The organism is Bacillus sp. FSL E2-0195 (assembly GCF_038003645.1).
In the GTDB taxonomy this organism is placed as follows: domain Bacteria; phylum Bacillota; class Bacilli; order Bacillales; family Bacillaceae_G; genus Bacillus_A; species Bacillus_A mycoides.
Genome location: NZ_JBBOPN010000001.1, coordinates 2,723,255 through 2,748,841, shown reverse-complemented (window position 1 = coordinate 2,748,841; position 25,587 = coordinate 2,723,255). Strand labels below are relative to the sequence as shown.

The window sequence follows — 25,587 nt, the reverse complement described above, 5'->3', positions numbered from 1 at the left end:
GCTTACTAAGTTGAAAGGAAGAAATATATGAAAAGCATAGAGAATGGTACTCGCACTGAAGGAGAATACATTAAAAATAAAGTAATTCAATATAACATGTCTATTTTAACAGATGAAGTAAAGCAACCGATGGAACAAGTAAGCTTCGTAGTGAAAGATGAAGATGGAAAAATCTTTGGCGGGGTAACAGGAACGATGTATTTTTATCATCTTCATATAGATTTTTTATGGGTTGATGAATCTGTTCGTCATGATGGTTATGGTAGTCAATTGTTACATAAAATAGAAGAAATTGCGATGGAAAAAGGATGTAGACTCATTTTACTAGATTCATTTAGTTTCCAAGCACCAGATTTTTATAAAAAGCACGGATACCGAGAATATGGTGTTGTTGAAGATCATCCTAAAGGGCATAGTCAACACTTTTTAGAAAAGAGATTATAATAATATTATGCATACTGGTTGAGGGGAGAAAAAATGTACACGTATAAATTACAACATGAACAACCAATCTGTGTAGAAAAAATAAAGAAACTTTACGATTCTGTAGGTTGGTGGCCAGAAAGAAAAGAAGTCGATATTCAAAAAATGTTAAAGAATAGTATAGCTATTGGAGTATGGGAAGAAAACGAATTAATTGGATTTGCTAGAGTTGTTACTGACGGTGTTTTTCGGGCGTATATTGAAGATGTTGTCGTACATGAGAGTGTAAGAAATAAAGGTATTGGTGAGAAGATGCTTACAATGTTACTTCGAGAGATATCTCATATTGATATTGTAAGTCTATTTTGCGGCGAGAAACTAATAAAGTTTTATGGTGAACAGCAATTTAAAGCGACGAAGCAAATTGTGATGCATCGTAATCAAATAGTGAAAGAATAAGAGGTGCCAATTAGAATGAATGCAACAAGAGCGTATTGTTTATCGAAAAAAAAAGCGACAGAGGATTCTCCAGATGGCTGGAGTGCAACATGTATGAGGTTAAATAATAAAATATTTGCGATAGTGAATCATGAAGAAGGGGAAAAAGCTGCGATTACATTAAAATGTGATCCAGAACTCTCTTTACGAATAAGAGAAGATTACCCAGAAACAATAATTCCTGGATATCATATGAATAAAAAGCATTGGAATACAGTGTACATACATAAGGATGTGGGGCAAGAACAAATTAATAAAATGATAGATTGGTCGTATGATTTAGTATTACAATCATTTTCAAAGAAAAAGCAGCAAGAGTTATTGGATTAAATACAAAGTGAAGTCGACTATAAATAGCTAGTAAAATGATTATATTTTACTAGCTATTTGCAGTTTTACATTATATATTAGGGGATTTTGAAATGAATACGAAACGAAATAGATTACTATATGCGGTGTTTACTATAGTTGTTATTATTTTAGGTCTTAGTTCAAGAAAGTTTGCTTTTGCGTTACCAGATTTGTTAAATGGGTACTTAGGTGATGCTTTATGGGCATTAATGATTTTTACTGGATTCGGATTTTTGTTTCCTAAAATAGAAATGAAGAAATTAGCTTTTATTAGTTTGATATTTTGCTACGGGATTGAAATTAGCCAATTGTACCATGCGGAATGGATTGATAGCATTCGCGCAACGACTTTAGGTGGACTCGTATTAGGTTACGGATTTTTATGGAGTGATTTAGTGGCTTACACAATTGGTGTTGGAGTAGGAATGCTTGGTGAGTTTATGCTACGGAAGAAATAAAAGATGTAAAAAGGGGTATTTATGAAAAAAATAATATTAATAGGTTCTGGTGGTTCAGGAAAATCTACATTAGCAAAACAGTTAGGGAATAAATTAAATATTAAGGTGCATCATCTTGATGCACTATTTTGGAAACCAAATTGGGAGGGTGTACCGAAAGAGGAGCAAAGAACGGTTCAAAATGAATTAGTTAAAGGGGAAAAGTGGATTATTGATGGGAATTATGGCGGGACAATGGACATAAGAATTAACGCAGCTGATACAATTATCTTTCTTGATATTCATAGAACAATTTGTGTTTATCGTGCTTTTAAAAGAATTGTGCAATATCGGAATAAAACAAGACCGGATATGGGGGCTGGATGTGAAGAAAGATTTGACTTGCAATTTTTCAAATGGATATGGGAATATCCTAAGTCGAAAAGACCTGCAATTTTAAAAAGAATCGATCAATTCAATAAGGATAAAAGAATTATTATTTTAAAAACACCAAATGAGGTTCAACGATTCATAAAGGAAGTGCAGTAAGTATAAATTGATGCATTAAAAACATTAAATTATGTTCCATTTTGAATGGAGGAATAATATTGAATGAAATAATTCGCTTGATTGATTCTTATATGGTAAAAATCCCAGCAGGGGAGATAGTTTTAAGAGACGATCGAATTAAAAGAGAATGGAAGGCCCAAATTAAGCCGTTTCTTCTTGCGCAATATACTGTAACGATGGAATTATATTATACTGTTATAAATGAATCATCAAATTCTTTTTTAGGCAATCATAAACCCGTTGTTAATACTTCTTGGAATGATGTGATTATATTTTGTAATTTACTTTCAAAAAAAGCGGGATTAAAAGAATATTATTCTATTAGTGATGGCGGTCAAAAGGTTAGTTGTAATGTAGAGTCCAACGGCTACCGATTACCTTCTGAGGGAGAGTGGCAATATGCATGTAAAGCAGGGACTACTGGGTATACATATGGAGAACTTGATAAGATAGCTTGGTATAATAAAAACTCGGATGGGAAAATTCATGAGGTCGGTAAAAAAGAACCGAATGCATGGGGAGTATATGATATGTTAGGGAATGTTTGGGAATGGTGTTATGATTTGTATGATGAAAAGGTATATGGATCGTACCGAATTTTCAGAGGCGGTAGCTGGGCTGAAGAAGCGAGAGGGTGCGGTGCTACTTGTCGCCGTCGTAGTCATCCTACATTTCATATAGATGATCTCGGTTTTAGGCTTGCTAGGTCAATTTAGCAGGAAAATGATACATATAACTCCGTAAAGAGTATGGAAAGTATCCATACTCTTTACAACATAGAAATTTTAAAATTTAAGGAGTGTTTTGAATGGCACGTGTTTTATTCATTAACGCTGGATCAGAAGGACATATAAATCCAACATTACATGTTGTAGAAGAACTGATTTCTCGCGGTGAAGAGGTAGTTTATTTTTCAATAGAGGCTTTCAGGGAGCGTATTGAGAAGACAGGTGCTACTGTACGAACGATTGATGATGAAAAATTTATAAAAGCATTTCTTTCCGGTGGTCGAAATTATTTACAGGAAAGAATAAACGGCCTTCTACATACAGCTGATATTGTAATACCTAGTGTTCTAGAACAAATTGAAGGTGAACATTTTGATTATATTATTCATGATTCGATGTTTGGCTGTGGTCGCTTAATTGCCCAAATTCTTAATCTTCCAGCCATAAATTCATGCACATCTTTTGCACAAGATGAAAAATCATTTAAACAAATGTTAGACCATCTTTCTAAAAATATCCCACTGGAAGTTCAGGATAGAATACATAATGATTTTGAAAACTTAACTAATGGAATTACAGAAAAATATGGTGTTAATATAAACTCACCGTATGAAGTTTTCTGTAATCCAGCTTCACTTACTATTGTGTATACAATTAAGGAGTTCCAACCTTTTGGGGATACATTTAATGAAACATTCAAATTTGTGGGTCCATCTATCTCTACACAAGTGAAAAATGAAGGTTTTGATTACACTTCAATTGAAGAAAAAAGCCTGATTTACATTTCACTAGGTACTGTTTTTAATGAAGCGCTTGATTTTTATAAACTTTGTATGAAGGCGTTCGAGAATAGTAAGCATACAATTGTTATGTCTATTGGCAACAAAATGGAAATAAGTGATTTAGGTAATATCCCTAAAAACTTCATTGTGAAAAACTATGTACCACAAACTGAACTTCTCAAATATACGAAACTATTTATTACACACGGCGGTATGAACAGTACGCATGAAGGGATATATAACGGTGTTCCACTCGTTGTAATTCCGCAAAGTGCAGATCAGCCAGTAATCGCAAAGCAAGTGGAGAGTCTCGGGGCAGGAGTTAAATTGCAAATGCAAGGATTAACTGCGGATCAACTAAGTGAAAGTGTAGAAATAGTATTAAATAATCCGTCATGTAAAGAAACCACTTTGAATCTGAAGGAGTCTCTCCGAAAATCAGGTGGGTATAAGCAAGCAGTTGATGAAATTTTTAAATTTACAGGCTGTTATTAAAACTATACATGTGAAAGGGTGTCTATATTAAATGATATAGACACTTTTATGTTATATGAAGCGAGGAATTGATGAAATGGAAAGAATGAAAATACTAGATGTAAATTTTGCTGACATGACAGCTACACCATTTTTTCAAGTGGAGGCGAAAAATAGAATTAGATTCGATATAGAATTATTTGAGGGTAATTTGAGAGGGTTAAGAGGGATTTTGACTGAACTTTTTAAAAGTCCTGATACAATTGATGTTTCATTTATTTCCGGTTACATAACATATGGTAAAAGTAAGAGAATAAATGAGAAAACAAAAATTGGAAGGTTCATGAAGATTAAGAATTGGGCAGAAACGAAAGTAGACGTTGATGATCTTGAAAGTACAATCATATTTACTACGATTAAAGGTGTACATGAAGATGAAGTATATAAGTATTGCAAGTATGTCGTTAATGGTGGTCAGCAAGCGTATATTTCTTTTTATAACGATACTTATTTATTGTATATAAGTATCGTTATTGACATTGTTTCACTAGATACAAGTTTAATAGAAAAATTAAAAATCCAATACTGTGAAGAATATGATAAGTTTTATGAAACTATATTGACGGATTCGGAAATGTTTACAAGTGATAAGTAATTTCAAAGTATTGATAGAAAGATATATGGAAAATGGAGATGGCACGTTGTTTTAAAATAATGTGATCTCACATTGCCATGCGTTTTAAGTTAACGATGAAGGGTTTCAAGACGACTTGGTGCAATTCATCCATATATATACCTAAAATTTTTCATTACAAGTACTACAATTTCTATTGCTCACTTTTACTTTATAAATTTAGGATGTAGTTTTACGTGTTAGTAGTAATTTCACTGTTTCTGCACAACTTCTGCACACGTTTAGGTGATTTCTATGTCATGATATATTCAGTAAGTGAAATATATCACAAGAAATGAAATGTTTCTTTACGACGGTGTATGCATATTTACGCATACACGAAATAAGGTTGACTCTTGTTATTCTTTTACATCAAAGCCCACATTACACTACGAAGTATAACAAGAAGGGGACAGGAACATGAATAATCGATTTTTAAAACAACTACAAAACTTGAAAATGAACAAAAAAAGTATAGGAGCTGTTGCATTAACAGCTGGAATTATCAGCACGACACTTATTCCTCAAAATGCATACGCGCACGGCTTTGTTGAAAAGCCTGGTAGCCGTTCCGCTTTATGTAGTCCAACTTATGGTGCTCTAAATGTAAACTGCGGAAGTGTTATGTATGAACCACAAAGTTTAGAAGCTCCAAAAGGATTCCCACAAGGTGGCCCAGTTGATGGGCAAATCGCTTCTGCAGGTGGAAAATTTGGCGGTATTTTAGATCAACAAACAGCAAATCGTTGGTTTAAAAATACAATCACTGGTGGGGAAAATACATTTACTTGGAAGTATACAGCACCTCACTTAACAAGCAAATGGCACTACTATATTACAAAAAAAGGATGGAATCCAAATAAAGCACTAACAAGAGCAGACTTTGAGCCAATTGGCACTGTACAACATGATGGTTCTGCAGCTTCAAATAATTTAACTCATAAAATCAATGTACCTACTGACCGTAGTGGATATCATGTGATTTTAGCTGTATGGGATGTAGCTGATACAGCAAATGCGTTCTATAATGTAATTGATGTGAATCTCATCAATAATGTGAAACCAGACACAGAAGCGCCAAGTATTCCAAATGGAATTCAGGCGCAAAAAGTAACAGCGAATAGTATAGAACTAACATGGAACGTTTCTACGGATAATGTAGGAGTAAAAGGGTACCAAATCTTCCGTAACGGAGAGATGATTGACACAGTACCAGGCACTTATTTTATTGATAAGAAATTACAACCAAGCACAGAATACACTTATACTGTAAAAGCAATTGACGCAGCTGGCAATGTATCGAAAGAAAGTACAGCGCTTACAGTGAAAACAACAGTTGAAGCTCCTGATACAGAAGCACCAACACAACCAAAAGGATTACATAGCATGGGAACAACAGCGTCAAGTGTGGATCTAATGTGGAGCCCATCTGATGATAACGTTGGAGTAGACTATTACGATATTTATAGAGAAATAGAAGGAACAATGAAAAAAATTGCAACATCCAATACGACTTCTTATATGGATAAAAATTTACTCGCTAATACTACTTATAAATATGCAGTGAAAGCAGTGGATGTAGTTGGAAATGAATCCGTACAAAGTGATACGTTCACAATTACTACAAAAACTGAAAGCACTTCATATGAAGCGTGGGATGCAAAGAAAGCATATAAAAAGGAAGATAGAGTTTTACACGAGGGAAAAGTGTATGAAGCAGTCCAGAATTATGAAGGACATGGGGATCCAAACTGGATTTTTGCTTTATCCTTATGGAAAACAGTGTAAGCTTTACCTCAAAATGAAATGAAAGATGATGGGCTTTGATGCAAAAAAAGGAAGTTTGAGAGTTAACTTTTCTGCTTATAAAAAAGAAGACGTATTCAGCGTCGTCTTTTTGTATTAATCTAGAATATTCATCAAAGAGACTTTCAAACGAATAAGCTACAGAAAGGTTACTATACGAATACATAATGTAGAATCATATAGTAACCTTTCTATTATGATAACACTTTCGTCATAAGAATATGTGGAATTCCATCTTCCATAAATACGTCGGAAGAAGTTTGATAGCCTAATTTTTCATAAAACCCTTCAGCTTGTGTTTGACCGTGTAGTTTAACTTTGTTTGCTTCTTTGTTACGAGCAATCTCTTCTAACTTTTGAATGATTACTTTGCCTAATCCGTATTTGCGATAGTCTTTTAAAATACAAATTCTTTCTAGTTTACCCATTCCGTCAACGAATCGTATACGGCCAGTTCCTACAGGAAGTTCATTATAATAAACTAATATATGTTTGCATGCCTCGCCAATTTGGTCATATGTATCGAATTCATCTTCAAGAGGGACACCTTGTTCTTTTACAAAGACTTCTTTTCGAATGTGAAAGGCAGTTTCTAAATCTGTAAGTTCTGTTATGAGTTTGGATTGCAAATTGTTCAGCCCTTTCTAGTGTGATATGAATGTGTTTTCATAGTATATCATACTGTAATGCTATAAAAGAAAAAACTGACTTGCAAAAGTCAGCCTTTAAAATGCTTAATATTCTTTTATACCGTTTTTTGTTCCGATGATCGCTTTGCTCGTCATATTGATAAATAATCCTGTTTCAACTACACCGGTAATCATCTTTAACTCTGTATGTGTATCATTTGGATTCAATATTTTGTTTGGAAAAATACAATCAATAATTAAATTGCCGTTATCAGTTATAAATGGTCCGCCATCTTTCATACGTAAACGCGTTTCGCATCCTAAAGATTGAATTCTCTTTTCAGTTTGCTTCCAAGAGAAGGGGATGATTTCAATAGGAAGTGGAAAGGTACCTAAATGTGAAACGAGTTTGGATTCATCTGCAATAATAATAAGTTCTTTAGAGGAGGTGGCAACAATCTTTTCGCGAAGTAATGCACCACCACCACCTTTTATTAATTGTAAATCATTATTGATTTCATCTGCGCCATCAATTGTGAGATCAAGTATATCAATTTCATTTAAAGAGATTAGCGGAATAGATAATTGTTTTGCTAATACTTCAGTTTCTTTTGATGTCGGTGCAGCTTGAATAGATAACCCTTCTTGTACACGGTGACCTAACTTTTGTATCGTCCAATATACGGTTGAACCCGTACCAAGTCCAATCGTCATACCATCTCTTACAAAGCCAGCAGCATATTCGCCTGCAAGCTGTTTTAAATTCATCATTTTACTCCGCTGGGCGTGGTCCAGCATCTAAACCGGAATTTTCAACTGTAAGTATAGGGCGAACGGTAATATCTTTATGTACACGCATTTGGCACGATAATCGTAAGTGGTCTTCAATTCCTTTTTCCGTAATAGCTTGTTTTTCATCATTTGTCGCCTCACAAAAATCACCTGCAATGACTTCAACTCTACAAGTTGTACATCTTGCTTTGCCACCGCAACGATGAAGAATGTGTACACCGTTATCTTCAAGTGCTAATACTAATTTCGTTCCTTCTTTAATATCGAAAGTTCCGGTACCTTCAACTGTTAATTTTGGCAAATTGATTCCTCCTCATGTAAAATGCTATATAACATATTTATGACCCGTATTCATGAACATAAACATAAAATTAATTATAAGCCCCGTAACTTTTTTATTTGTTCAATCGTTTATTAAGTAAGCGCTGAAAAGGAGTGGTTATTTTGTGCACAAAAGTAACTCAGGTTTTAAAGGATCATATCGATATGAATCATTCAAATATAAATTTTTTAATTACACATTATGCAGAGGTAAAAAGATACTGTACGTTTTTGACGAAAAACAAATGGGATGGGGAAGACCTTGCCCAAGAAGCAATTTGCAAAGTTCTTCAAAAGTATAGTGAGAAGGAAATTTGTATAACGCTTCTGTATAAAATTGCTCGAAATCAATGGTTAGATCAAATGAAATCAAAATCCGTTCAAGAAAAGTTAGAACAGCAAAATACATTTGAAGAACCACATGGAAAAATTGCAGATTTGCATGAAATGGTAGGGAAAGTATTGTCTTCGTTAAATGTGCAACAATCCGTAATTTTATTATTGAAGGATGTTTTTCAGTATAGTATCGCGGATATTGCAAAAATATGCTCTGTATCAGAAGGCGCAGTGAAAGCATCTTTATTTAGGAGTAGAAATAGGCTGAAAACTGTAAATGAAGAAGGCATTGAAATAGTGGAGTACACGGATGATGTTGAAATCGTTGTAACTTCTATTCGAGAAGAAAGACCTGAATTGTTGACGAAACTTCTCCCAACAATAGATTTCACTAAGTTACCATCAATACAACCAGTGTTATTCTTCAGTATGAAACAATCTTCTTCTTACAGTTGTATGCTTAATGCGGCATAAAACAGATGGAGGGATTTATAATGAGTGTAATTCCTTACGTAATAGAACAAACGAAATTAGGAGAACGCTCCTATGATATATATTCAAGATTATTAAAAGACCGAATTATTATGATTGGTTCAGAAATTAACGATCAAGTTGCCAGCAGTGTAGTAGCACAATTATTGTTTTTAGAAGCGGAAGATGCAGAAAAAGATATATTCCTGTATATCAATAGTCCGGGTGGTTCAACGACAGCGGGATTTGCAATATTAGATACGATGAACCTTATTAAACCAGATGTGCAAACACTTTGTATGGGCTTTGCGGCATCATTTGGTGCGCTTTTACTATTAGCTGGCGCAAAAGGAAAAAGATTTGCGCTCCCTAACAGTGAAATCATGATTCATCAACCGCTCGGCGGTGTAAAAGGGCAAGCAACGGAGATTGAAATTACAGCAAAAAGAATATTAAAGTTAAAACATGATATTAACAAAATTATATCTGATCGAACAGGGCAACCAGTAGAAAAGGTAGCTCATGATACAGAAAGAGATTATTTTATGACGGCAGTAGAAGCGAAGGAATATGGAATTGTTGATGCAGTTATTGAGAAAAAATAACGTAAAACAGGCTAGAGAATATACTAAATTCTCTAGCCTGTTTTTGTCATTCTTTATTCTTTTATCCATTCATCAACTAAAGCTTGATTCTTTTTTATCCATTTTCGAGCAGCTTCTTCTGGATCTTTCGTTTTATTTAACATGACCATTAACGTACCAAGTTGTTCATCGTTCATTTTCCATTGATCAAAGTATTTCACAATATCCGGATGATCTTTTTCGAAACCTTTACGAACGGAGTAATAAATGTCATCTTTTTCACCATATACTTTCTTAGGGTCTTTTAAATATTTTAAGTCAAATTCTGAAAAGCCCCAATGAGGATTCCAAAGCGTAACAGCGATTGGTTTCTTTTTCGTATATGCCTTCTTTAGTTCGCTCATCATCGCAGCTTCTGAAGATTGGACAAGTTTTAGTTTTATATCATATTCCTTCATTGCTTTATTCGTTAAATTCATTAGGCTACTACCAGGTTCAATCCCAACAATTTTATTATCTAGCTCATCTTTATGTGCATTTAAATCTTCAATACTGTTAACGTTTTTCACATAAGAAGGGACGACTAAACCAAGCCCAGTACCTTCATACCATTTTGATTTTAAGACGAAGTCATCTTTGTAACGGGCATTTAATGGTTTATCCGTAACAGGAAGCCATACTTCTAGATTCGCATCAACATCACCACGTGCGACGCCAGTCCATATCGCAGCTTTTTCTAAATACATGAGTTCAACTTTATAGCCTTTTTCTTCTAATAAAACTTTCCACATATTTGCGGTTGCGATATTTTCTTTCCAACTTGTTACACCAAGTTTAATTTTTCCTTTCGAATTTGCATTTGTTGCATTACAAGAAGTGAAAATCATACTAATAAATAGTAACAGACTTATAATCCATATTTTTTTTCGCATTCAAAACCTCCTGTGAAGCTTTTGCTTTTTATAAATTAATCTATAAGTGAACCTTCTTATTATGAACGGAAACAAGAATTTTTAAAGAAATCTTATATATGTCATTTTTATGTAATATTTCTCTGTAAAATCGCAACACTATGTAAATAGATGGGTAGAAAAGGAGTAGTGACATGGATAATACAAAGGTACGTGTTGAAAATGTAACAAAAGTCTTTGGGAAACATCCGCAACGGGCGCTTACCTTATTAAAAGAAGGAAAAAGCAAATCGGAAATTTTAAAGGAGACAGGAATGAACGTTGGTGTGAAAAAGGCAACGTTTGAAGTATACACTGGAGAAATTTTCGTTATTATGGGTTTGTCTGGTAGTGGGAAATCTACATTGGTTCGAATGCTAAATCAATTAATTAAACCGACAGCGGGGCATATATACATAGATGGTGAAGACATCGCAACGATGGGAAAAGAAGAATTGCGAAGAGTAAGAAGGACGAAAATGAGTATGGTTTTTCAGAAGTTTGCTTTATTTCCACATCGTACGGTAATACAAAACGTTGCGTACGGGTTAGAAATTCAAGGAGTTCCAGTAGAGGAACGAGAAAATAAGGCGTTAGAATCGCTACAGTTAGTAGGACTCGATCATCATAAAGATAATTACCCTAGTCAACTTAGTGGTGGTATGCAGCAGCGTGTTGGAATTGCAAGGGCACTAACGAATAATCCAGATGTATTACTAATGGACGAGTCATTTAGTGCATTAGATCCACTAATTCGAAAAGAAATGCAAGATGAATTGTTAGAGTTACAAGATAAAATGGAAAAAACAATTATTTTTATTACACATGATTTAGATGAAGCTCTTCGAATTGGTGATCGTATCGCATTAATGAAAGATGGAGAAATTGTCCAAATTGGAACACCGGAAGAAATTATGATGAGCCCTGCAAATGAATTTGTAGAGAAATTCGTTGCGGATGTGAATTTAGGAAAAGTAATTACGGCAGAATCTATTTTAAAAAGACCAGAAACGTTATTAATCGATCGTGGGCCGCGTGTAGCTTTGCAAATTATGAGAAATGCAGGTGTTTCTACGGTATATGTTGTGAACAAAAAGTATGAGTTTTTAGGTATTTTAACAGCGGATGATGCAAGTAAAGCAATGAAAAAACAATGGCCAATTGCTGATTTATTACTTAACGATATTCCACACGTTTATCTAGATACATTACTGGAAGAAACGTATGCAAAAATGGCGGAGATGAAATATCCATTACCCGTAATTGATGAAAAGAAAAGGTTGAGAGGAATTATTAAACGTGAAAGTGTCATTCAAGCTCTTGCAGGTAACATTGAGGAAGAGGTGAAAGACGATGAATAATATTCCGCGCATTCCATTAGGCGAATGGGTCGATTCATTTGTTGCAAGTTTATATGAGCACTTTGAAGGCTTGTTCCGAGGATTCTCCTATATTATCGGTGGATTTGTTGATTTACTCACTAATTTTTTAACAATAATACCAGCCATAGTGATGATTATCATCTTATGTTTCCTCATTTGGTACACAACGAGGAAATTATCTTTAGTCATTTTTACGCTCATCGGATTATTATTTATTTTAAATATTAACTACTGGGCACAAACGATGCAAACATTAGCGCTCGTACTTACGTCAGTTATTATTTCAATTATTATCGGAATTCCCATTGGCATTTTAGCATCTCAAAATGAACGTTTCTCAAAATTTTTAAAGCCGACATTAGATTTTATGCAAACAATGCCGGCATTCGTCTATCTCATTCCCGCGATAACATTTTTTGGAGTAGGCGTCGTACCAGGCATTATTGCTTCCGTTATTTTTGCTATGCCACCGACAATCAGATTTACAGACTTAGGAATTAGACAAGTTCCAGAAGATTTAATTGAAGCTGCGAATGCATTTGGCTCTACCGCATCACAAAAATTATTTAAAGTACAATTACCGCTCGCAACCGGAACGATCATGGCTGGCGTGAATCAAAGTATTATGCTTTCGTTATCAATGGTTGTAACAGCTTCACTTGTAGGAGCGCCAGGACTTGGCGTCGATGTATATCGCTCTGTAACACAAGTAAATATCGGAATGGGATTTGAAGCTGGACTAGCTATCGTCGTGATTGCGATTATATTAGACCGAATTACGCAAGGGTTTTATACAAAAAGAAAATAATTCAAAAAACACACTTTATACTACAAAGTGTGTTTTTTGAATTCGAATTACATCCGAACAATAACAGAGCCTCCAGCTGGTGCACAAACTTGGTTTTGCTGTTGTTCCATTGATTTTATTAATTGATTATTTTCTTCGATTAATGAGATTAATTTAGCTAATTGGCTTTCAAGGCTTGCGATGCGCTGCATCATGTATTGCGAATCATAATGCAGTGTATTCCTTACTGGATGGGGGGAGTAAGCATATTGTTGATTTATATTTGGATTCCAATGAGGATACATTTGAATCGTTCCTCCTTCAATAAATTACTGATCTTTCTTATAGTAAATGCCTATGTATATGTAATGGTGACTTAAAAATTCTTTCAAACGAAGAGGATTATGTAGGGGGAATGGAAAAGTAATAAAGTACATTTTCTGGAAATTTTCAAGCGGAATAGCAAATATATTAGGAGACAGCAACGTTCATGTAAATGGATATTATATGGGGAGAAATTATGAGAGGAGATGCTATTTTGGCTAATAATAAAAAAAGAAATGATGCTATGACAATTGGTGTCGCTATAGGTGTTGTAATCGGTGTAATTCCTGGTGTATTTACTGATAATATAGCAATCGGAATAGCGATTGGGATTGCAGTTGGAATGGGGATTACGCTTTTGAAGAAATAATGAGTTATAAATTATTTTAATGTGAAAATTCTTGTTTCAAGAGATTGAATTTTCGGAATATAAAACCTATTTTCCTTTTTTTATGATATTATATATGCAAAGGATGGTGATGGATATGCCAATAAACAATCAAGCAGAACAAAACTGCTTCATTTGTGAAAAACATAAAGGGAACATTACAGTTTCAGGTGGAGCTATTTACGAAGATGAACTCATTTACGTTGGACATGTCCATTGGATGCAGAAGAAACATATCTTGGTTATGTAATGATTGATATAAAGAGACATGTACCTGGTCTCGCTGAATTAACTGAAGATGAGGCAAAGGCATTCGGACTGATAACAAGTAGAGTAAGTAAAGCGCTTAAAGAAAGCAAAGGTGCAGAACATATTTACAGTTTCGTTTCAGGTAATGGTGTACCACATTTGCATATGCACATTATTCCACGTTATCCAAATACACCAAAAGAGTTTTGGTCACCGACTGAAGTAGCAAATTGGACTGGTGCACCACATGGAGATTCAGAGAAAATTAAAAAACTATGCGAAAGAATACGAAAGTATATGGTAAATGAGTATGCATACAACAAATAATACACAATATTCATGGGTTGGAAGTAGGGAAATGTGTTTAGACGAAGTTTCAGTAAAGCAATATGGTGATATCGTACTTGGTAGATACGGCGGGAATATAAGTGCCGGAGCAAAAAAGAATGAAGACGGTGCATTAGTTTTGTCGAATGGTGATTGGGAATTCGCCGTTATATTAGACGGGCATAATAGTGCAGAAAGTGTTGAATTAGTAGTAAATACAATCCAAAAAGAATATGAAAATATAGAAGTGATTATGAAAGAATCAATTGAAACCGTATTTCGATCTGTTGAAAATTATATACTTACGATATTTCAATCCCGCTCATTTAAAGAAAAGTGCGAAAGGGTAAAAGGTGAAACTGCTTGCTTAATATGCGTAAGAAAAGAAAATTACATATGGTGGCTTTCCATAGGTGATTGCTTAGTTTATGTATTTCATGATGAATTACATAAATTAGGACAATATACATTGAATCAACGCCACTTTTACGAATGGATTGGAAATGTAAACACATTTGATTTACCCGTTCCTTGCTATTCATCAGGAATTCGTGAATTACGTACTGGAAAGAATCGAATTGTAATGGTGACAGATGGGGTATTAGAATGCGGGGAACGCCGTTATGAAACTCCATTAAATCTTTATAATGATATGAATGGAAATAATGTAGAGCTTAAAGAACATGTTCACAATGTTTTAGAACACGTTCATCATCAATTAGGACGAGATAGTGCGACCATTATTAGTTGGGACCTAGAAAACAAAACAAATGCTACGTATCCGAGTGATCAGCCGGAGAAAATTAAAGTAAAAAAATAAAAAGGAGAGGGTTTTCTGTCCGTTACAAAAATATCCTTATTAATTTTATGGGTGCTATCTTTATTGGTTTTTGAAAGAATAGCGAGAAGACAGTTAAATATACCGAAACAAAAAGGATGGAATAACCAATATGTGAATGATACACATAAGTGGGGAAATAGAATTATCATTTCCTCTTATATAGTTGTTATTGCTATAAGCACTTTTCTTCCAAATCGTATATATATGGGCTATGTACCTCTTTTATTTTTTATTACGTTATATGGATTTCAATCATATATGGAGTGGAAATATGATAAGGAATCGCGGGAGTTTTTGATTTCATTATTAGGAGTTGTAGCATTAATAATAACAGGGTTCATACTAAAATGATTATTGATGGTACAAATAATGAGATAACTAATTAATAAGAAACCATTCATCTATACATGAATGGTTTCTTATTATGTGTACGAAGTTCGGTCTTCGCAATTTAATCATTTATTTTAGCCAATATGGATTTAATGAAATTTGTTTTATCCTCTGCATATTTATGCTTATCATTAGGGTTAGCTGTTGAAAGTTGAATCTTTAACTGTTCATACTGCATACGAGAAGTTTTATTGTCTATTAAGTAATCTCTGAATTTTAATTGTTCTATTAAATATGGATTCCCTTGTTCATACATATGAATTTGATGAGTTCTTGGCTCACCTTTATTGAAATAATACCTTTCGGGTAATACATCTTTTCTATATTTATAATTTAATTGTTCTAGGTTCGTAATACATTTTAGACCACTTTTGGAATCTCTTAATTCCATCGCAATATCAATAATAGGTTTTGCGCTTAAATGCGGGATGGAAGTACTTCCAATATGGTGTATCGCTAAAATATATTTTCCAATGTGTTCCTCAATTAATTGTTTTTCTTTTGAAAACTCAAATTCCCACTCTTCGGACCACGGAACTAAAAACACTTTACCATAGGGTAAACCTAGCATTTAATTAGCACCCCCTTACATATTTTTTCAATAAAGTTACTTACATCTTCTTAAAACTCCTCAATACAAGAAACTCCCACAATCTCCAAGGAAGAACCTTCTTCGCAAAGATCATAAATTTTACACCTTTCCCAATTGGGTATCGTAATGTAGTACGCCTTGCTTCAGCAATTTCTACGATTTTATTTGCAACATCCATCGGATTACCAAGTGTATCGTTGCCATTGTTTATGTGCTTTTGTATTTTATCCATATATTCTTTGTAAGGAGAGGTTGTATCAGATTGGTTTTCAGCTAATTGTTTACCAACTTCCCATATGTTCGTGTTATAAGAACCAGGTTCAAGTAAGGCAACGTCTATTCCGAAAGGCTTTACTTCTAAGCGAAGGGATTCACTCCAGCCTTCTAATGCATATTTTGAAGAAACGTAAGGAGATAGACCAGGGAATCCTACTTTCCCGCTAATACTGCTTATATTAATGATTTTTCCGCTTTTCTGCTTTCTCATATATGGTAAGACAAGTTGCGTGATGGATATAGCTCCAAAAAGATTTGTTTCAAATTGTTTACGGTAGTCCTCCACTGGGATTTCTTCGATAAAGCCCCCATTTGCATATCCTGCATTATTTATGAGAATGTCTATTCTGTTTATTTCGTTTAAAAATAATTGGAAGTTATGTATAGAACCTTGATCTGTTACATCTAATTGTTTAACTTTTATATTTTGTTGTAAGTCGAGTTTAGTAGCTTGAGATATTAAGTCTATTTGTTTCTCAAGATTGCGCATTGTAGCAATGACAAAATAGTCTTTTTTTGCAAGTTCAAGTGTCGTTAAAAGTCCGAATCCACTTGATGCTCCTGTAATAATCGCGATTTTTTTATTCATTGTTCGCTCGCTTTCTTTTTCTTTTATCATAACGAGTTATAAAGAGAAAATCTATTTATTGTATAAAGATATTTGATATAATTGAAAATAATTATCAATTTAATTTTGGTTTTTACATAAAAGGAGTGTGGGTTTCATGGAGACTAACGGTTTTCATGATATTTTTCATAAATATTTTTATGGTTTACAAGTTGTAGAGGAAAGACATATGAATGTTCCAAAAACAATAGGTATGGGTGAAATACGAAGATGTACTTCATTTTCAGGTATGGAAATTGTGTTATCAAATTATCAATTTCATAATAACCATCGCATCCAGTTTGCATCTGATGCAGCAATGGTGGAGCTTAATTTTTGTTTACAAGGGTTCGGAGGAGTGCAAGTTGGTCATTCTTCGTATGAATTAATGACTGGAAATAGCTATTTATATTTTATGAATGATTTTGATGTAGTATTTGAATATGAAAAAGAAACGCCTCTATATTCATTAGCGATTGGGATTCCTGTACAATTGTTTAATCATTTCATGATGAATAATGCTATTGAAAAAAGTCTTGATTTTCATTCTATATTAGGAAATCAATCTTTTAAAAAGTTTCAAAATCCAATTGATTCTATAACATCTAATCTTATTAAGAGAATGATAGAGCATCCCCAAAAGGATCGTATTAGTCAACTAGAATTAGAAAGTAAAGCGCTCGAATTGCTTTCTATACATTTGGGGAGAGTGTTGCTTAATGATTGTGACGCAAATAAAAGGAGTCAATTATCAAAACAGGATTTGAATAAAATAAAACAGGCTGAAGAAATTTTACTTCAACGAATGGAATCACCCCCATCATTATTAGAATTAGCTAAAATAGTAGAGTTAAATGATTATAAATTAAAAATTGGGTTTAAAGAATTATTTGGGATGTCCACATTTGCATATTTACGAGAAAAGCGTATGGAGCATGCGATAGATTTACTGCGTTCGGGAAATAGTAATGTGACCGAAACGGCATTTGCAGTTGGATACAATAATGTCAGTCATTTTTCAGAGTTATTTCGTAAAAAGTATGGAATGAATCCATCAGAATTTTTACGTATTTATTAACGTAAAACAGGAATAATCCGCTATACCGTAAATTCCTCCGTCATTTGGTAGTTGCTTTTTGTAATGGTCATTATAATTACAAACAACATCCAATTGGAAATAACTTTTTATGGAGGAATTTAAATGAAAGAACGGAATGAAAGTCATTTTTGGATATTTGTATTAACAGGAATGTTTCTTATTATAACAACGACGGGTTTTGCACGTATGGCATATGGAATTATATTGCCGTTTATGCAAGAAGGACTCCATTTATCTACAGCTCAAGCAGGTATGTTAGGAACCATACTCTTTTTAGGGTATTTATTAACAGTCGGAACATCTGGAATACTTACTATCCGTTTTGGAGCAAAATCAGTTTTATTAATAGGGAGTTGGCTCGTCGTTATAAGTTTAATAGGATTAGCATTTGTCTCCTCATTTTGGATAGCCTCTATTTGTATGTTATGTGCTGGAGCTGGTAGTGCCCTTGTATATACACCACTCATGTCAATAACAGTAGGATGGTTTCCAGAAAAAAGAGGAACTGCAATGGGGCTATTATTAAGCGGTGCTGGCATAGGCATGCTATTTAGTGGAATAATTGTTCCTTATATAGTACGTGCATTTCCAGAGTATAGTTGGCGTGGTTCATGGCTTTTGTTTGGAGTTATTACATGTATTGTTGTATTCGTTGCCTCAATTGTTTTGAAAAATCCAGAAGTTACTGAAGATGAGGGGGAAAGGAATAATAAGTCGTTTTTATGGAAAACGAAAGAGCTATACATCATTGCATGGATGTATTTTATTGTGGGCGTTGTTTATTTAATTCCAAATTTATATCAAACTAGTTTTATGATTAATAATGGTATTGCGGCATCAATTTCGGGAACTGTTTATGCGATTGCAGGAATGTTTTCAATCGTAGGAGCTCCTGTCTGGGGATTGATTTCGGATCGGGTTGGTATAAAGAAGACGTTATGTATTGCACTTTTATTAGCTGTAATAGGTGATATGATTCCAATTATATTTGGACATACCATTGGCTTTATCATGTCGGCAATTATTTGGGGTTCCAGCCTCGGAGGTATCCTTTTATTAATTCAAGTTGCTGCTTCAAAGCAAGTATCTCCGAAATATGTCTCAATGGCAATTAGTTTTATATCCGTTTTCTATGCAGTTGGTCAAATGATTGGACCAGGACTTGCAGGATGGATTATCGGGGAAAGTGGATATACAACAGCTTATGGATTAGGTGCTTTTGGTTTCTTTATGTGCATATGTTTGGGATTAAGGCTAAAAAGAGGGGATCTGGCAAACTCAGCGTATATAGAGAAGTGAGTATTGTCTTGAAATGAATCTTTTTAATGGGGGGAAGCAAAGTGTTCCATGTTAAAGACGTATTAGCAGATCAGTTATTAGCAAATGCGAATGATCCCAGTTGGTATATTCCATTTTCAGATGCAGTTAAGGATTTATCTGAGAGAGAAGCTTTCTGGAAACCGAATGAAGAGTGTAATAGTATAGCTGAAATTGTACAACATTTACTGTATTGGAATACGACGTGGCAAACTAGGTACAAAGAATCAAATGTTAATGCTGTGCCCGCTATTGGTGATAATAACAAAAGTTTTATGCTATCAGATAATCAAACATTTGAAGAGTTAAGAGAAAAACTATTAGAGAAACTGTTACAATGGCAAAGTCTCATAAATGAAGACAAGGTTGAAAGTGATGTAATTGGATTTCCTGTATCTGCGAAGTGGTGGGAAGTATTAGCTAATGTAACGACTCATAACGCGTATCACATTGGTCAAATTATTTACATTCGGAAATTACAGAAGAGTTTTGATAATGAATAAGATAATAATTCTCAAATTAGGTGAACAAAAGTGGACAAAACGAGACAGATGTCTCATTTTGTCCACTTTTTTATTATGAAAGAAAAGAGAAAACCTATTAAATCAGGGATTAGAATTTGGCACAGTACTTGCAATATAAAAGATGAACAAGAAAATAGGAGGGCTGGACATGTTAAAAACAACTGAAAGTAAAGGGAATGAAATTACGAAAGAACAAGCTCGTTGGATGTATGAAAAAATGTTAGAGATTCGTAAGTTTGAAGACAAGGTGCATGAATTATTCGCGCAAGGCGTTCTGCCAGGTTTCGTTCATTTATACGCTGGTGAAGAAGCAGTAGCAGTTGGTGTATGTGCCCACTTAACAGATAGTGACAGTATTACAAGTACGCATAGAGGTCACGGCCATTGTATCGCAAAAGGTTGTGATTTAAATGGCATGATGGCCGAACTTTTTGGGAAAGCGACAGGGTTATGTAAAGGTAAAGGTGGTTCAATGCATATTGCCGATTTAGATAAAGGAATGCTTGGTGCAAATGGGATTGTAGGCGGAGGTTTTCCACTTGCTTGCGGTTCAGCATTAACAGCTAAATATAAAGGAACGAAAGATGTAAGTGTTTGCTTCTTCGGTGACGGAGCAAATAATGAAGGAACATTCCATGAAGGGGTTAATTTAGCAGCGATTTGGAAGTTACCAGTTATTTTTATCGCAGAAAATAACGGTTACGGTGAAGCAACAACATTTGAATATGCTTCTAGTTGTAACTCTATTGCTGATCGTGCAAAAGCATATAACATTCCGGGTGTTCAAGTAGATGGAAAAGATCTATTAGCAGTATATAAAGCGGCGGAAGAGGCTGTTGAGCGTGCACGTAATGGCGGTGGCCCAACTTTAATTGAATGCATGACATATCGTAATTACGGTCATTTTGAAGGAGAAGCACAAACGTATAAAACAGCGGAAGAAAAAGAAGAACATTTAAATGAAAAAGATGCGATTGTGCATTTCCGCAAGCATTTAATTCATGAAGCTTTATTAACGGAATCCGAACTTGTGGATATGGAAAAGGCAGTAGATGAAGCAGTACAAAAATCAATTGAATTTAGTGAAAACAGTCCATATCCAGAGGATGAAGAATTATTAAAAGATGTATACGTTTCTTACAAATAAGAGGAGGGTGAAAAATAATGACTAGAACAGTAAGTATGTCAACTGCAATTAATGAAGCGATGAAAATATCAATGCGTCGTGATGAAAACGTAATTTTAATCGGAGAAGATGTTGCAGGCGGTGCACAAGTGGATCACTTGCAAGATGATGAAGCATGGGGCGGTGTACTCGGTGTTACGAAAGGACTTGTACAAGAATTTGGTCGAAATCGTATTTTAGATACTCCAATTTCAGAAGCGGGTTATATGGGAGCGGCGATGGCAGCTGCTGCAACAGGTTTACGTCCGATAGCTGAATTAATGTTTAATGATTTTATCGGTAGTTGTCTTGATCAAGTATTAAACCAAGGTGCAAAGTTCCGCTATATGTTCGGTGGAAAAGCGAAAGTGCCAGTTACAGTACGTACGATGCACGGTGCTGGATTTAGCGCAGCGGCACAGCATTCACAAAGTTTATATGCGTTATTTACGAGCATTCCAGGTATAAAAGTTGTCGTTCCTTCCACTCCTTATGACGCAAAAGGCTTATTATTAGCGGCAATTGAAGATGACGATCCAGTAATCTTCTTTGAAGATAAAACACTTTACAATATGAAAGGCGAAGTACCAGAAGGGCACTATACAATTCCTTTAGGAAAAGCAGATATTAAACGTGAAGGTTCTGATGTAACAATCGTTGCAATTGGAAAACAAGTTCATACAGCACTTGCAGCTGCAAAGCAATTATCGGAAAAAGGACTCGAAGTAGAAGTAATCGATCCACGTTCTTTATCACCGCTGGATGAAGATACGATTTTAGCATCTGTTGAAAAAACGAATCGCCTGATTGTTATTGACGAAGCAAATCCAAGATGTAGTATCGCAACAGATATTGCGGCAATTGTAGCGGATAAAGGATTCGATTTGTTAGATGCACCTATTAAACGAATTACAGCACCACATACACCAGTTCCGTTTTCGCCACCACTTGAAAAGTTATATTTACCAACGCCGGAGAAAGTAATTGAAACTGTATCAGAAATGATCGGAGACCAATCTTTATTACATGTGTAATGAAACGATGAGAAGGGAGAGAGAAACATGGCTGTAGAAGTTGTAATGCCGAAGTTAGGTATGGCGATGAAAGAAGGTATTATTACGAGCTGGAATATTAAAGCAGGTGATAATGTAGAAAAAGGTGAACTAATTGCTAGTATTAACTCGGAAAAAATCGAAACTGAAATAGAAGCACCAGCTGATGGAACTGTTCTTGATATAGCTGTAAGTGAAGATGAGGGAGTGCCGCCGGGTACTGTAATTTGCTACATCGGTAAACCGGACGAAAAAGTAGAAGTTCATGAAAACATACATGTTGTAGAAGAAAAAGCATCTAATCCAGAACCTAAAAAGGTACAACATCCAGAACCATATGCGATAGATGTGACGAAGCAAAGAGTTAAAATATCTCCAGTAGCAAAGAAAATTGCAAAAACTGAAAATCTCGATATTAGATCATTAATTGGTACAGGACCTGGCGGAAGAATTACAAAGGTAGATGTATTAAAGGCGCTTGAAGAAAGAGTAGCAATTCCAGAAGTACTTGAACAAGAAGAAAGTAAAGTCATTCCTATTACTGGTATGCGAAAAGCAATTGCGAACCGTATGCATGCAAGCTTACAAAATAGTGCGCAATTAACATTAACGATGAAAGTAGATGTTACAGATTTAGTTGCTTTACATAAAGAAATAGCGGAAGTTGTACAAAAACGATACGATAACAAACTAACTATTACTGATTTCGTTTCTCGTGCTGTTGTATTAGCGCTAAGAGAGCATAAAGAAATGAACAGCGCGTATATAAATGATGTCATTCATCAATTTGAACATGTTCATTTAGGTATGGCGGTCGCGTTAGAAAAAGGATTAGTCGTTCCAGCTATTCGCTTTGCTAATAATCTATCTTTAGTAGAGTTATCTAAAGAGATTAAAAATGTGGCACAAAAGGCACGAGCAGGCAGTTTAAGTAGTGATGATATGCAAGGGACAACATTTACAATTAGTAATTTAGGTAGCTTCGGTATTGAATATTTTACGCCAGTATTAAATACACCTGAAACTGGTATTTTAGGTGTAGGTGCAATTGAACATGTTCCTGTATATAAAGGGAAAAAATTAAGAAAAGGAAGTATGTTACCTTTAAGTTTAACATTCGATCATCGTGTACTAGACGGTGCACCAGCAGCTGCATTTTTACGCACAATTAAACGTTATTTAGAAGAACCTGTAACAATTCTTTTATAAAGAGAAGGTGAGAAAATGAGTAATTTAGTTGTTATTGGGGGCGGACCTGCTGGTTATGTAGCGGCAATTACCGCGGCTCAAAATGGAAAAGATGTCACTCTTATTGATGAAGCTGATCTTGGCGGGACTTGTTTAAATGTCGGTTGTATGCCTACGAAATCATTGTTAGAAAGTGCGGAAGTATACGATATTGTTAATCATGCGAATCGTTTTGGAGTATTAGTAGATAAGCAGAATATATCAATTGATTGGAAACAAATACAGACGAGAAAATCACAAATTGTTACGCAACTCGTACAAGGTATACAATATTTAATGAAGAAAAATAAAATAAAAGTTATACAAGGTAAAGCGAAATTTGAAACGGATCACCGTGTGCGAGTTACACATGGTGATAAAGAAGATGTAGTAGTTGGAGACCAGTTTATTATAGCGGCAGGATCAGAACCAACTGAATTACCTTTTGCTCCATTTGATGGGAAGTGGATTTTAAATAGTAGTCATGCAATGTCCCTAGAAAATATACCAAAATCATTATTAATCGTTGGTGGTGGTGTAATAGGTTGCGAGTTTGCAAGCATTTATAGTCGTCTTGGAACAAAAGTTACGATTGTTGAAATGGCATCGCAATTATTACCTGGTGAAGATGAAGATATCGCACAAATTTTAAGGGAGAAACTAAAAAATGATGGCGTAAAAATATTTACAGGAGCGGCTTTAAAAGGATTAAATAATTATAAGAAGCAGGCTTCATTTGAATATGAAGGAAGTATCCAAGAAGCCAACCCGGAATCCATTCTCGTTTCTGTAGGTCGAAAACCACGTGTACAAGAATTAGCTTTAGAAAAAGCAGGCATTCAATTTTCAAATAAAGGAATTTCTGTGAATGAACATATGCAAACAAATAGATCACATATTTACGCAGCGGGTGATGTGATTGGTGGAATACAGCTTGCTCACGTTGCCTTCCATGAAGGAACGACAGCGGCATTACACGCGAGCGGAGAAGATGTGAAAGTAAACTATCATGCTGTACCTCGCTGTATTTATACAGCTCCAGAAATTGCTAGTGTCGGTTTAACAGAAAAAGGAGCAAGAGAGCAATACGGTGACATCCTCATCGGAGAATTCGCATTTACAGCGAACGGAAAAGCGCTTATTATTGGAGAACAAACGGGGAAAGTAAAAGTTATTGTGGAACCTAAATATCAAGAAATTGTAGGGATTTCTATTATCGGTCCTCGTGCAACCGAACTAATCGGACAAGGAACGGTGATGATTCATACAGAAGTAACCGCTGATATAATGAGAGATTATATTGCAGCACATCCAACTTTATCTGAAGCGATTCATGAGGCATTATTGCAGGCAGTAGGACATGCTGTACATGCTTGAAGGTAAATAGGACTGGTCTTTTTAGTAAATAATATTTAAGTAGCAATATGTATAAAAAGATACTAGAAAAATCACTATACTCTCATGTTTTTTTAATCGATGAGAGTATAGTGATTTTGAAATTTCTTCGCTTATTTAATTGAAATGCGCTGTTACTATTTGATTTCAATTGCTGAAGTTATGTCGTTCCAATCCGCTGCTAAATTAGCAGTTTGACCATACCAATCAGAGTGTCTAAAGGAGACACCTTTTCCATATCCTTGAGTTGAAGAATGTTCCCATAGCGTAGTTGAATAACTTGCAGAAGGTGAAGCTGTACTTACAGAAGAAATTCTGTCGTTCCAGCTAGAAGGTAGGTTTTTAAAGCCACTGCTCCAATAAATATACTGTCCACCTTTATTTTGATGCTCATAAAAATCGGTACTACCAGCACCACTACCTAAAGGGTTAATTTGATTTTTAAGTACCTTTTTATCCTTTTCAATAAAAGCATTCAATGTTTCTCTGCTAGTAAAGCCATAAGCTAACCAATCTCCATTTTCATTTTGCTTAGGTAGTACCATAGTAATTTGGATGTCTTTTTTTGATTGATCGCTTAATTTTGTAAATGAATTAACATTCTTTTCATCAACTTTTAAATAGTCAAATGATTTAATTGTATTATCTTTTTCTGCAGCACTTACTACTCCTAATCCTCCAGTTAATGCAAAACCTGCTACTAATGTCCCTGCTACTAATTTCTTCAACATATAACCATCCCTTTTTGTTTAGATTTTTGTACAGGTAAAACTTGTACATGTAAAATGTATTCCAATTTCACATTTTTGTAAATATTCTG

The 25,587-nt window shown here is 34.7% G+C and carries 31 protein-coding genes and 1 pseudogene; 24 read left to right on the top strand and 8 right to left on the bottom strand.

All coding sequences use genetic code 11. The annotated features are described in order from the left end of the window. Positions 1-27: 27 nt before the first annotated feature. The 9 genes from MHH59_RS14080 to MHH59_RS14040 all read left to right on the top strand — a co-directional run bounded on the left by MHH59_RS14080 (position 28) and on the right by MHH59_RS14040 (position 6,724). Positions 28-444 (top strand): GNAT family N-acetyltransferase, encoded by a 417-nt coding sequence (locus MHH59_RS14080; protein WP_016127110.1) that lies wholly within the window; start codon positions 28-30, stop codon positions 442-444. A 33-nt stretch (positions 445-477) separates the two neighbouring features. Beyond that, complete coding sequence (locus MHH59_RS14075; RefSeq protein WP_012261072.1) at positions 478-882, top strand: GNAT family N-acetyltransferase; 405 nt, start codon at positions 478-480, stop codon at positions 880-882. A 15-nt stretch (positions 883-897) separates the two neighbouring features. Further along, positions 898-1,251 carry an MmcQ/YjbR family DNA-binding protein gene (locus MHH59_RS14070; protein ID WP_016127109.1) on the top strand — a complete coding sequence of 118 codons (354 nt, stop codon included), beginning with the start codon at positions 898-900 and terminating at the stop codon, positions 1,249-1,251. A gap of 92 nt (positions 1,252-1,343) precedes the next feature. Next, complete coding sequence (locus MHH59_RS14065) at positions 1,344-1,730, top strand: ribosomal maturation YjgA family protein (RefSeq protein WP_078178867.1); 387 nt, start codon at positions 1,344-1,346, stop codon at positions 1,728-1,730. Between the two features lie 21 nt (positions 1,731-1,751). Next, positions 1,752-2,258 (top strand): DNA topology modulation protein, encoded by a 507-nt coding sequence (locus MHH59_RS14060; RefSeq protein WP_002013022.1) that lies wholly within the window; start codon positions 1,752-1,754, stop codon positions 2,256-2,258. Between the two features lie 59 nt (positions 2,259-2,317). Then, positions 2,318-2,995: a formylglycine-generating enzyme family protein gene (locus MHH59_RS14055; RefSeq protein ID WP_002127738.1), complete on the top strand. Its 678-nt coding sequence runs from the start codon at positions 2,318-2,320 to the stop codon at positions 2,993-2,995. 92 nt (positions 2,996-3,087) lie between these two features. Then, complete coding sequence (locus MHH59_RS14050; protein ID WP_016127106.1) at positions 3,088-4,284, top strand: macrolide family glycosyltransferase; 1,197 nt, start codon at positions 3,088-3,090, stop codon at positions 4,282-4,284. Between the two features lie 76 nt (positions 4,285-4,360). Further along, positions 4,361-4,918, top strand: a complete 558-nt coding sequence (locus MHH59_RS14045; RefSeq protein ID WP_340851549.1) for a phosphatase — start codon at positions 4,361-4,363, stop codon at positions 4,916-4,918. A gap of 438 nt (positions 4,919-5,356) precedes the next feature. Further along, positions 5,357-6,724 (top strand): lytic polysaccharide monooxygenase, encoded by a 1,368-nt coding sequence (locus tag MHH59_RS14040; RefSeq protein WP_098632528.1) that lies wholly within the window; start codon positions 5,357-5,359, stop codon positions 6,722-6,724. 212 nt (positions 6,725-6,936) lie between these two features. On the opposite strand, the gene MHH59_RS14035 is transcribed toward MHH59_RS14040, so the two are convergent. From MHH59_RS14035 to MHH59_RS14025, 3 genes are all read right to left on the bottom strand, one after another. Beyond that, positions 6,937-7,371 carry a GNAT family N-acetyltransferase gene (locus MHH59_RS14035; protein WP_002189834.1) on the bottom strand — a complete coding sequence of 145 codons (435 nt, stop codon included), beginning with the start codon at positions 7,369-7,371 and terminating at the stop codon, positions 6,937-6,939. A 105-nt stretch (positions 7,372-7,476) separates the two neighbouring features. Continuing rightward, on the bottom strand, positions 7,477-8,139 hold the full coding sequence (gene rpiA, locus MHH59_RS14030; protein WP_002136714.1) for a ribose 5-phosphate isomerase A: 663 nt from the start codon (positions 8,137-8,139) through the stop codon (positions 7,477-7,479). Positions 8,140-8,143: 4 nt separating this feature from the next. Further along, positions 8,144-8,464 carry a 2Fe-2S iron-sulfur cluster-binding protein gene (locus tag MHH59_RS14025; RefSeq protein WP_001125405.1) on the bottom strand — a complete coding sequence of 107 codons (321 nt, stop codon included), beginning with the start codon at positions 8,462-8,464 and terminating at the stop codon, positions 8,144-8,146. Between the two features lie 143 nt (positions 8,465-8,607). On the opposite strand from MHH59_RS14025, the gene MHH59_RS14020 reads away from it, so the two are divergent. Beyond that, positions 8,608-9,294 carry an RNA polymerase subunit sigma-70 gene (locus MHH59_RS14020; protein WP_002127730.1) on the top strand — a complete coding sequence of 229 codons (687 nt, stop codon included), beginning with the start codon at positions 8,608-8,610 and terminating at the stop codon, positions 9,292-9,294. Positions 9,295-9,314: 20 nt separating this feature from the next. After that, positions 9,315-9,896, top strand: coding sequence for an ATP-dependent Clp endopeptidase proteolytic subunit ClpP (clpP, locus tag MHH59_RS14015; protein ID WP_002136712.1), 582 nt, complete (start codon positions 9,315-9,317; stop codon positions 9,894-9,896). Between the two features lie 53 nt (positions 9,897-9,949). On the opposite strand, the gene MHH59_RS14010 is transcribed toward clpP, so the two are convergent. Next, positions 9,950-10,807: a glycine betaine ABC transporter substrate-binding protein gene (locus MHH59_RS14010; protein WP_002085124.1), complete on the bottom strand. Its 858-nt coding sequence runs from the start codon at positions 10,805-10,807 to the stop codon at positions 9,950-9,952. 173 nt (positions 10,808-10,980) lie between these two features. On the opposite strand from MHH59_RS14010, the gene MHH59_RS14005 reads away from it, so the two are divergent. Together MHH59_RS14005 and MHH59_RS14000 are read left to right on the top strand one after the other, a co-directional pair. Further along, positions 10,981-12,186, top strand: a complete 1,206-nt coding sequence (locus tag MHH59_RS14005) for a quaternary amine ABC transporter ATP-binding protein (RefSeq protein WP_002013036.1) — start codon at positions 10,981-10,983, stop codon at positions 12,184-12,186. Beyond that, the gene (locus tag MHH59_RS14000; RefSeq protein ID WP_002127727.1) at positions 12,179-13,015 is read left to right on the top strand and encodes an ABC transporter permease; all 837 of its coding nucleotides are present in this window, start codon (positions 12,179-12,181) and stop codon (positions 13,013-13,015) included. The genes MHH59_RS14005 and MHH59_RS14000 overlap by 8 nt, the downstream gene beginning before the upstream one ends. Positions 13,016-13,062: 47 nt before the next feature. On the opposite strand, the gene MHH59_RS13995 is transcribed toward MHH59_RS14000, so the two are convergent. Further along, a complete protein-coding gene (locus MHH59_RS13995) occupies positions 13,063-13,299 on the bottom strand; it encodes a hypothetical protein (protein ID WP_002085127.1) in 237 nt (78 codons plus the stop codon). Positions 13,300-13,514: 215 nt separating this feature from the next. On the opposite strand from MHH59_RS13995, the gene MHH59_RS13990 reads away from it, so the two are divergent. The 4 genes and pseudogenes from MHH59_RS13990 to MHH59_RS13975 all read left to right on the top strand — a co-directional run bounded on the left by MHH59_RS13990 (position 13,515) and on the right by MHH59_RS13975 (position 15,474). Next, positions 13,515-13,688, top strand: a complete 174-nt coding sequence (locus tag MHH59_RS13990) for a hypothetical protein (protein WP_002127725.1) — start codon at positions 13,515-13,517, stop codon at positions 13,686-13,688. A 103-nt stretch (positions 13,689-13,791) separates the two neighbouring features. Beyond that, positions 13,792-14,282: pseudogene (locus MHH59_RS13985) on the top strand (HIT family protein). Beyond that, positions 14,266-15,102, top strand: a complete 837-nt coding sequence (locus MHH59_RS13980; RefSeq protein ID WP_170935230.1) for a PP2C family serine/threonine-protein phosphatase — start codon at positions 14,266-14,268, stop codon at positions 15,100-15,102. Before MHH59_RS13985 ends, MHH59_RS13980 begins: the two are co-directional and overlap by 17 nt. Positions 15,103-15,165: 63 nt before the next feature. Continuing rightward, positions 15,166-15,474 carry a DUF4181 domain-containing protein gene (locus tag MHH59_RS13975; protein ID WP_003189862.1) on the top strand — a complete coding sequence of 103 codons (309 nt, stop codon included), beginning with the start codon at positions 15,166-15,168 and terminating at the stop codon, positions 15,472-15,474. 100 nt (positions 15,475-15,574) lie between these two features. On the opposite strand, the gene MHH59_RS13970 is transcribed toward MHH59_RS13975, so the two are convergent. Continuing rightward, a complete protein-coding gene (locus MHH59_RS13970) occupies positions 15,575-16,084 on the bottom strand; it encodes a GrpB family protein (protein WP_002200267.1) in 510 nt (169 codons plus the stop codon). A gap of 40 nt (positions 16,085-16,124) precedes the next feature. Next, on the bottom strand, positions 16,125-16,970 hold the full coding sequence (locus tag MHH59_RS13965; protein ID WP_016127101.1) for an oxidoreductase: 846 nt from the start codon (positions 16,968-16,970) through the stop codon (positions 16,125-16,127). Positions 16,971-17,106: 136 nt separating this feature from the next. Between MHH59_RS13965 and MHH59_RS13960 the strand changes: the two genes are divergently transcribed. The 7 genes from MHH59_RS13960 to lpdA all read left to right on the top strand — a co-directional run bounded on the left by MHH59_RS13960 (position 17,107) and on the right by lpdA (position 24,749). Beyond that, the gene (locus tag MHH59_RS13960; protein ID WP_003189870.1) at positions 17,107-18,066 is read left to right on the top strand and encodes a helix-turn-helix domain-containing protein; all 960 of its coding nucleotides are present in this window, start codon (positions 17,107-17,109) and stop codon (positions 18,064-18,066) included. A gap of 123 nt (positions 18,067-18,189) precedes the next feature. Continuing rightward, a complete protein-coding gene (locus MHH59_RS13955) occupies positions 18,190-19,386 on the top strand; it encodes an MFS transporter (protein ID WP_002013052.1) in 1,197 nt (398 codons plus the stop codon). A 41-nt stretch (positions 19,387-19,427) separates the two neighbouring features. Then, a complete protein-coding gene (locus MHH59_RS13950) occupies positions 19,428-19,907 on the top strand; it encodes a DinB family protein (RefSeq protein WP_002085139.1) in 480 nt (159 codons plus the stop codon). A gap of 169 nt (positions 19,908-20,076) precedes the next feature. Beyond that, the gene (gene acoA / locus MHH59_RS13945) at positions 20,077-21,075 is read left to right on the top strand and encodes an acetoin:2,6-dichlorophenolindophenol oxidoreductase subunit alpha (protein WP_002127717.1); all 999 of its coding nucleotides are present in this window, start codon (positions 20,077-20,079) and stop codon (positions 21,073-21,075) included. 17 nt (positions 21,076-21,092) lie between these two features. Then, positions 21,093-22,127 (top strand): acetoin:2,6-dichlorophenolindophenol oxidoreductase subunit beta, encoded by a 1,035-nt coding sequence (gene acoB / locus MHH59_RS13940; protein ID WP_002127716.1) that lies wholly within the window; start codon positions 21,093-21,095, stop codon positions 22,125-22,127. Between the two features lie 27 nt (positions 22,128-22,154). Then, positions 22,155-23,354, top strand: a complete 1,200-nt coding sequence (locus MHH59_RS13935; RefSeq protein ID WP_002127715.1) for a dihydrolipoamide acetyltransferase family protein — start codon at positions 22,155-22,157, stop codon at positions 23,352-23,354. A gap of 15 nt (positions 23,355-23,369) precedes the next feature. Continuing rightward, a complete protein-coding gene (lpdA, locus tag MHH59_RS13930; protein WP_061690298.1) occupies positions 23,370-24,749 on the top strand; it encodes a dihydrolipoyl dehydrogenase in 1,380 nt (459 codons plus the stop codon). A 155-nt stretch (positions 24,750-24,904) separates the two neighbouring features. Here lpdA and MHH59_RS13925 read toward each other — a convergent pair whose 3' ends face one another. Continuing rightward, positions 24,905-25,498, bottom strand: coding sequence for a hypothetical protein (locus MHH59_RS13925; RefSeq protein WP_002013060.1), 594 nt, complete (start codon positions 25,496-25,498; stop codon positions 24,905-24,907). Positions 25,499-25,587: the final 89 nt, after the last annotated feature.

Bases quoted from the DNA above. Each gene is read 5' to 3' on its own strand.
- MHH59_RS14080 (WP_016127110.1), top strand. From the start codon at position 28: ATGAAAAGCATAGAGAATGGTACTCGCACTGAAGGAGAATACATTAAA.
- MHH59_RS14075 (WP_012261072.1), top strand. From the start codon at position 478: ATGTACACGTATAAATTACAACATGAACAACCAATCTGTGTAGAAAAA.
- MHH59_RS14070 (WP_016127109.1), top strand. From the start codon at position 898: ATGAATGCAACAAGAGCGTATTGTTTATCGAAAAAAAAAGCGACAGAG.
- MHH59_RS14065 (WP_078178867.1), top strand. From the start codon at position 1,344: ATGAATACGAAACGAAATAGATTACTATATGCGGTGTTTACTATAGTT.
- MHH59_RS14060 (WP_002013022.1), top strand. From the start codon at position 1,752: ATGAAAAAAATAATATTAATAGGTTCTGGTGGTTCAGGAAAATCTACA.
- MHH59_RS14050 (WP_016127106.1), top strand. From the start codon at position 3,088: ATGGCACGTGTTTTATTCATTAACGCTGGATCAGAAGGACATATAAAT.
- MHH59_RS14045 (WP_340851549.1), top strand. From the start codon at position 4,361: ATGGAAAGAATGAAAATACTAGATGTAAATTTTGCTGACATGACAGCT.
- MHH59_RS14040 (WP_098632528.1), top strand. From the start codon at position 5,357: ATGAATAATCGATTTTTAAAACAACTACAAAACTTGAAAATGAACAAA.
- rpiA (WP_002136714.1), bottom strand. From the start codon at position 8,139: ATGAATTTAAAACAGCTTGCAGGCGAATATGCTGCTGGCTTTGTAAGA.
- clpP (WP_002136712.1), top strand. From the start codon at position 9,315: ATGAGTGTAATTCCTTACGTAATAGAACAAACGAAATTAGGAGAACGC.
- MHH59_RS14010 (WP_002085124.1), bottom strand. From the start codon at position 10,807: ATGCGAAAAAAAATATGGATTATAAGTCTGTTACTATTTATTAGTATG.
- MHH59_RS14005 (WP_002013036.1), top strand. From the start codon at position 10,981: ATGGATAATACAAAGGTACGTGTTGAAAATGTAACAAAAGTCTTTGGG.
- MHH59_RS14000 (WP_002127727.1), top strand. From the start codon at position 12,179: ATGAATAATATTCCGCGCATTCCATTAGGCGAATGGGTCGATTCATTT.
- MHH59_RS13995 (WP_002085127.1), bottom strand. From the start codon at position 13,299: ATGTATCCTCATTGGAATCCAAATATAAATCAACAATATGCTTACTCC.
- MHH59_RS13990 (WP_002127725.1), top strand. From the start codon at position 13,515: ATGAGAGGAGATGCTATTTTGGCTAATAATAAAAAAAGAAATGATGCT.
- MHH59_RS13980 (WP_170935230.1), top strand. From the start codon at position 14,266: ATGCATACAACAAATAATACACAATATTCATGGGTTGGAAGTAGGGAA.
- MHH59_RS13970 (WP_002200267.1), bottom strand. From the start codon at position 16,084: ATGCTAGGTTTACCCTATGGTAAAGTGTTTTTAGTTCCGTGGTCCGAA.
- MHH59_RS13965 (WP_016127101.1), bottom strand. From the start codon at position 16,970: ATGAATAAAAAAATCGCGATTATTACAGGAGCATCAAGTGGATTCGGA.
- MHH59_RS13960 (WP_003189870.1), top strand. From the start codon at position 17,107: ATGGAGACTAACGGTTTTCATGATATTTTTCATAAATATTTTTATGGT.
- MHH59_RS13955 (WP_002013052.1), top strand. From the start codon at position 18,190: ATGAAAGAACGGAATGAAAGTCATTTTTGGATATTTGTATTAACAGGA.
- acoA (WP_002127717.1), top strand. From the start codon at position 20,077: ATGTTAAAAACAACTGAAAGTAAAGGGAATGAAATTACGAAAGAACAA.
- acoB (WP_002127716.1), top strand. From the start codon at position 21,093: ATGACTAGAACAGTAAGTATGTCAACTGCAATTAATGAAGCGATGAAA.
- MHH59_RS13935 (WP_002127715.1), top strand. From the start codon at position 22,155: ATGGCTGTAGAAGTTGTAATGCCGAAGTTAGGTATGGCGATGAAAGAA.
- lpdA (WP_061690298.1), top strand. From the start codon at position 23,370: ATGAGTAATTTAGTTGTTATTGGGGGCGGACCTGCTGGTTATGTAGCG.
- MHH59_RS13925 (WP_002013060.1), bottom strand. From the start codon at position 25,498: ATGTTGAAGAAATTAGTAGCAGGGACATTAGTAGCAGGTTTTGCATTA.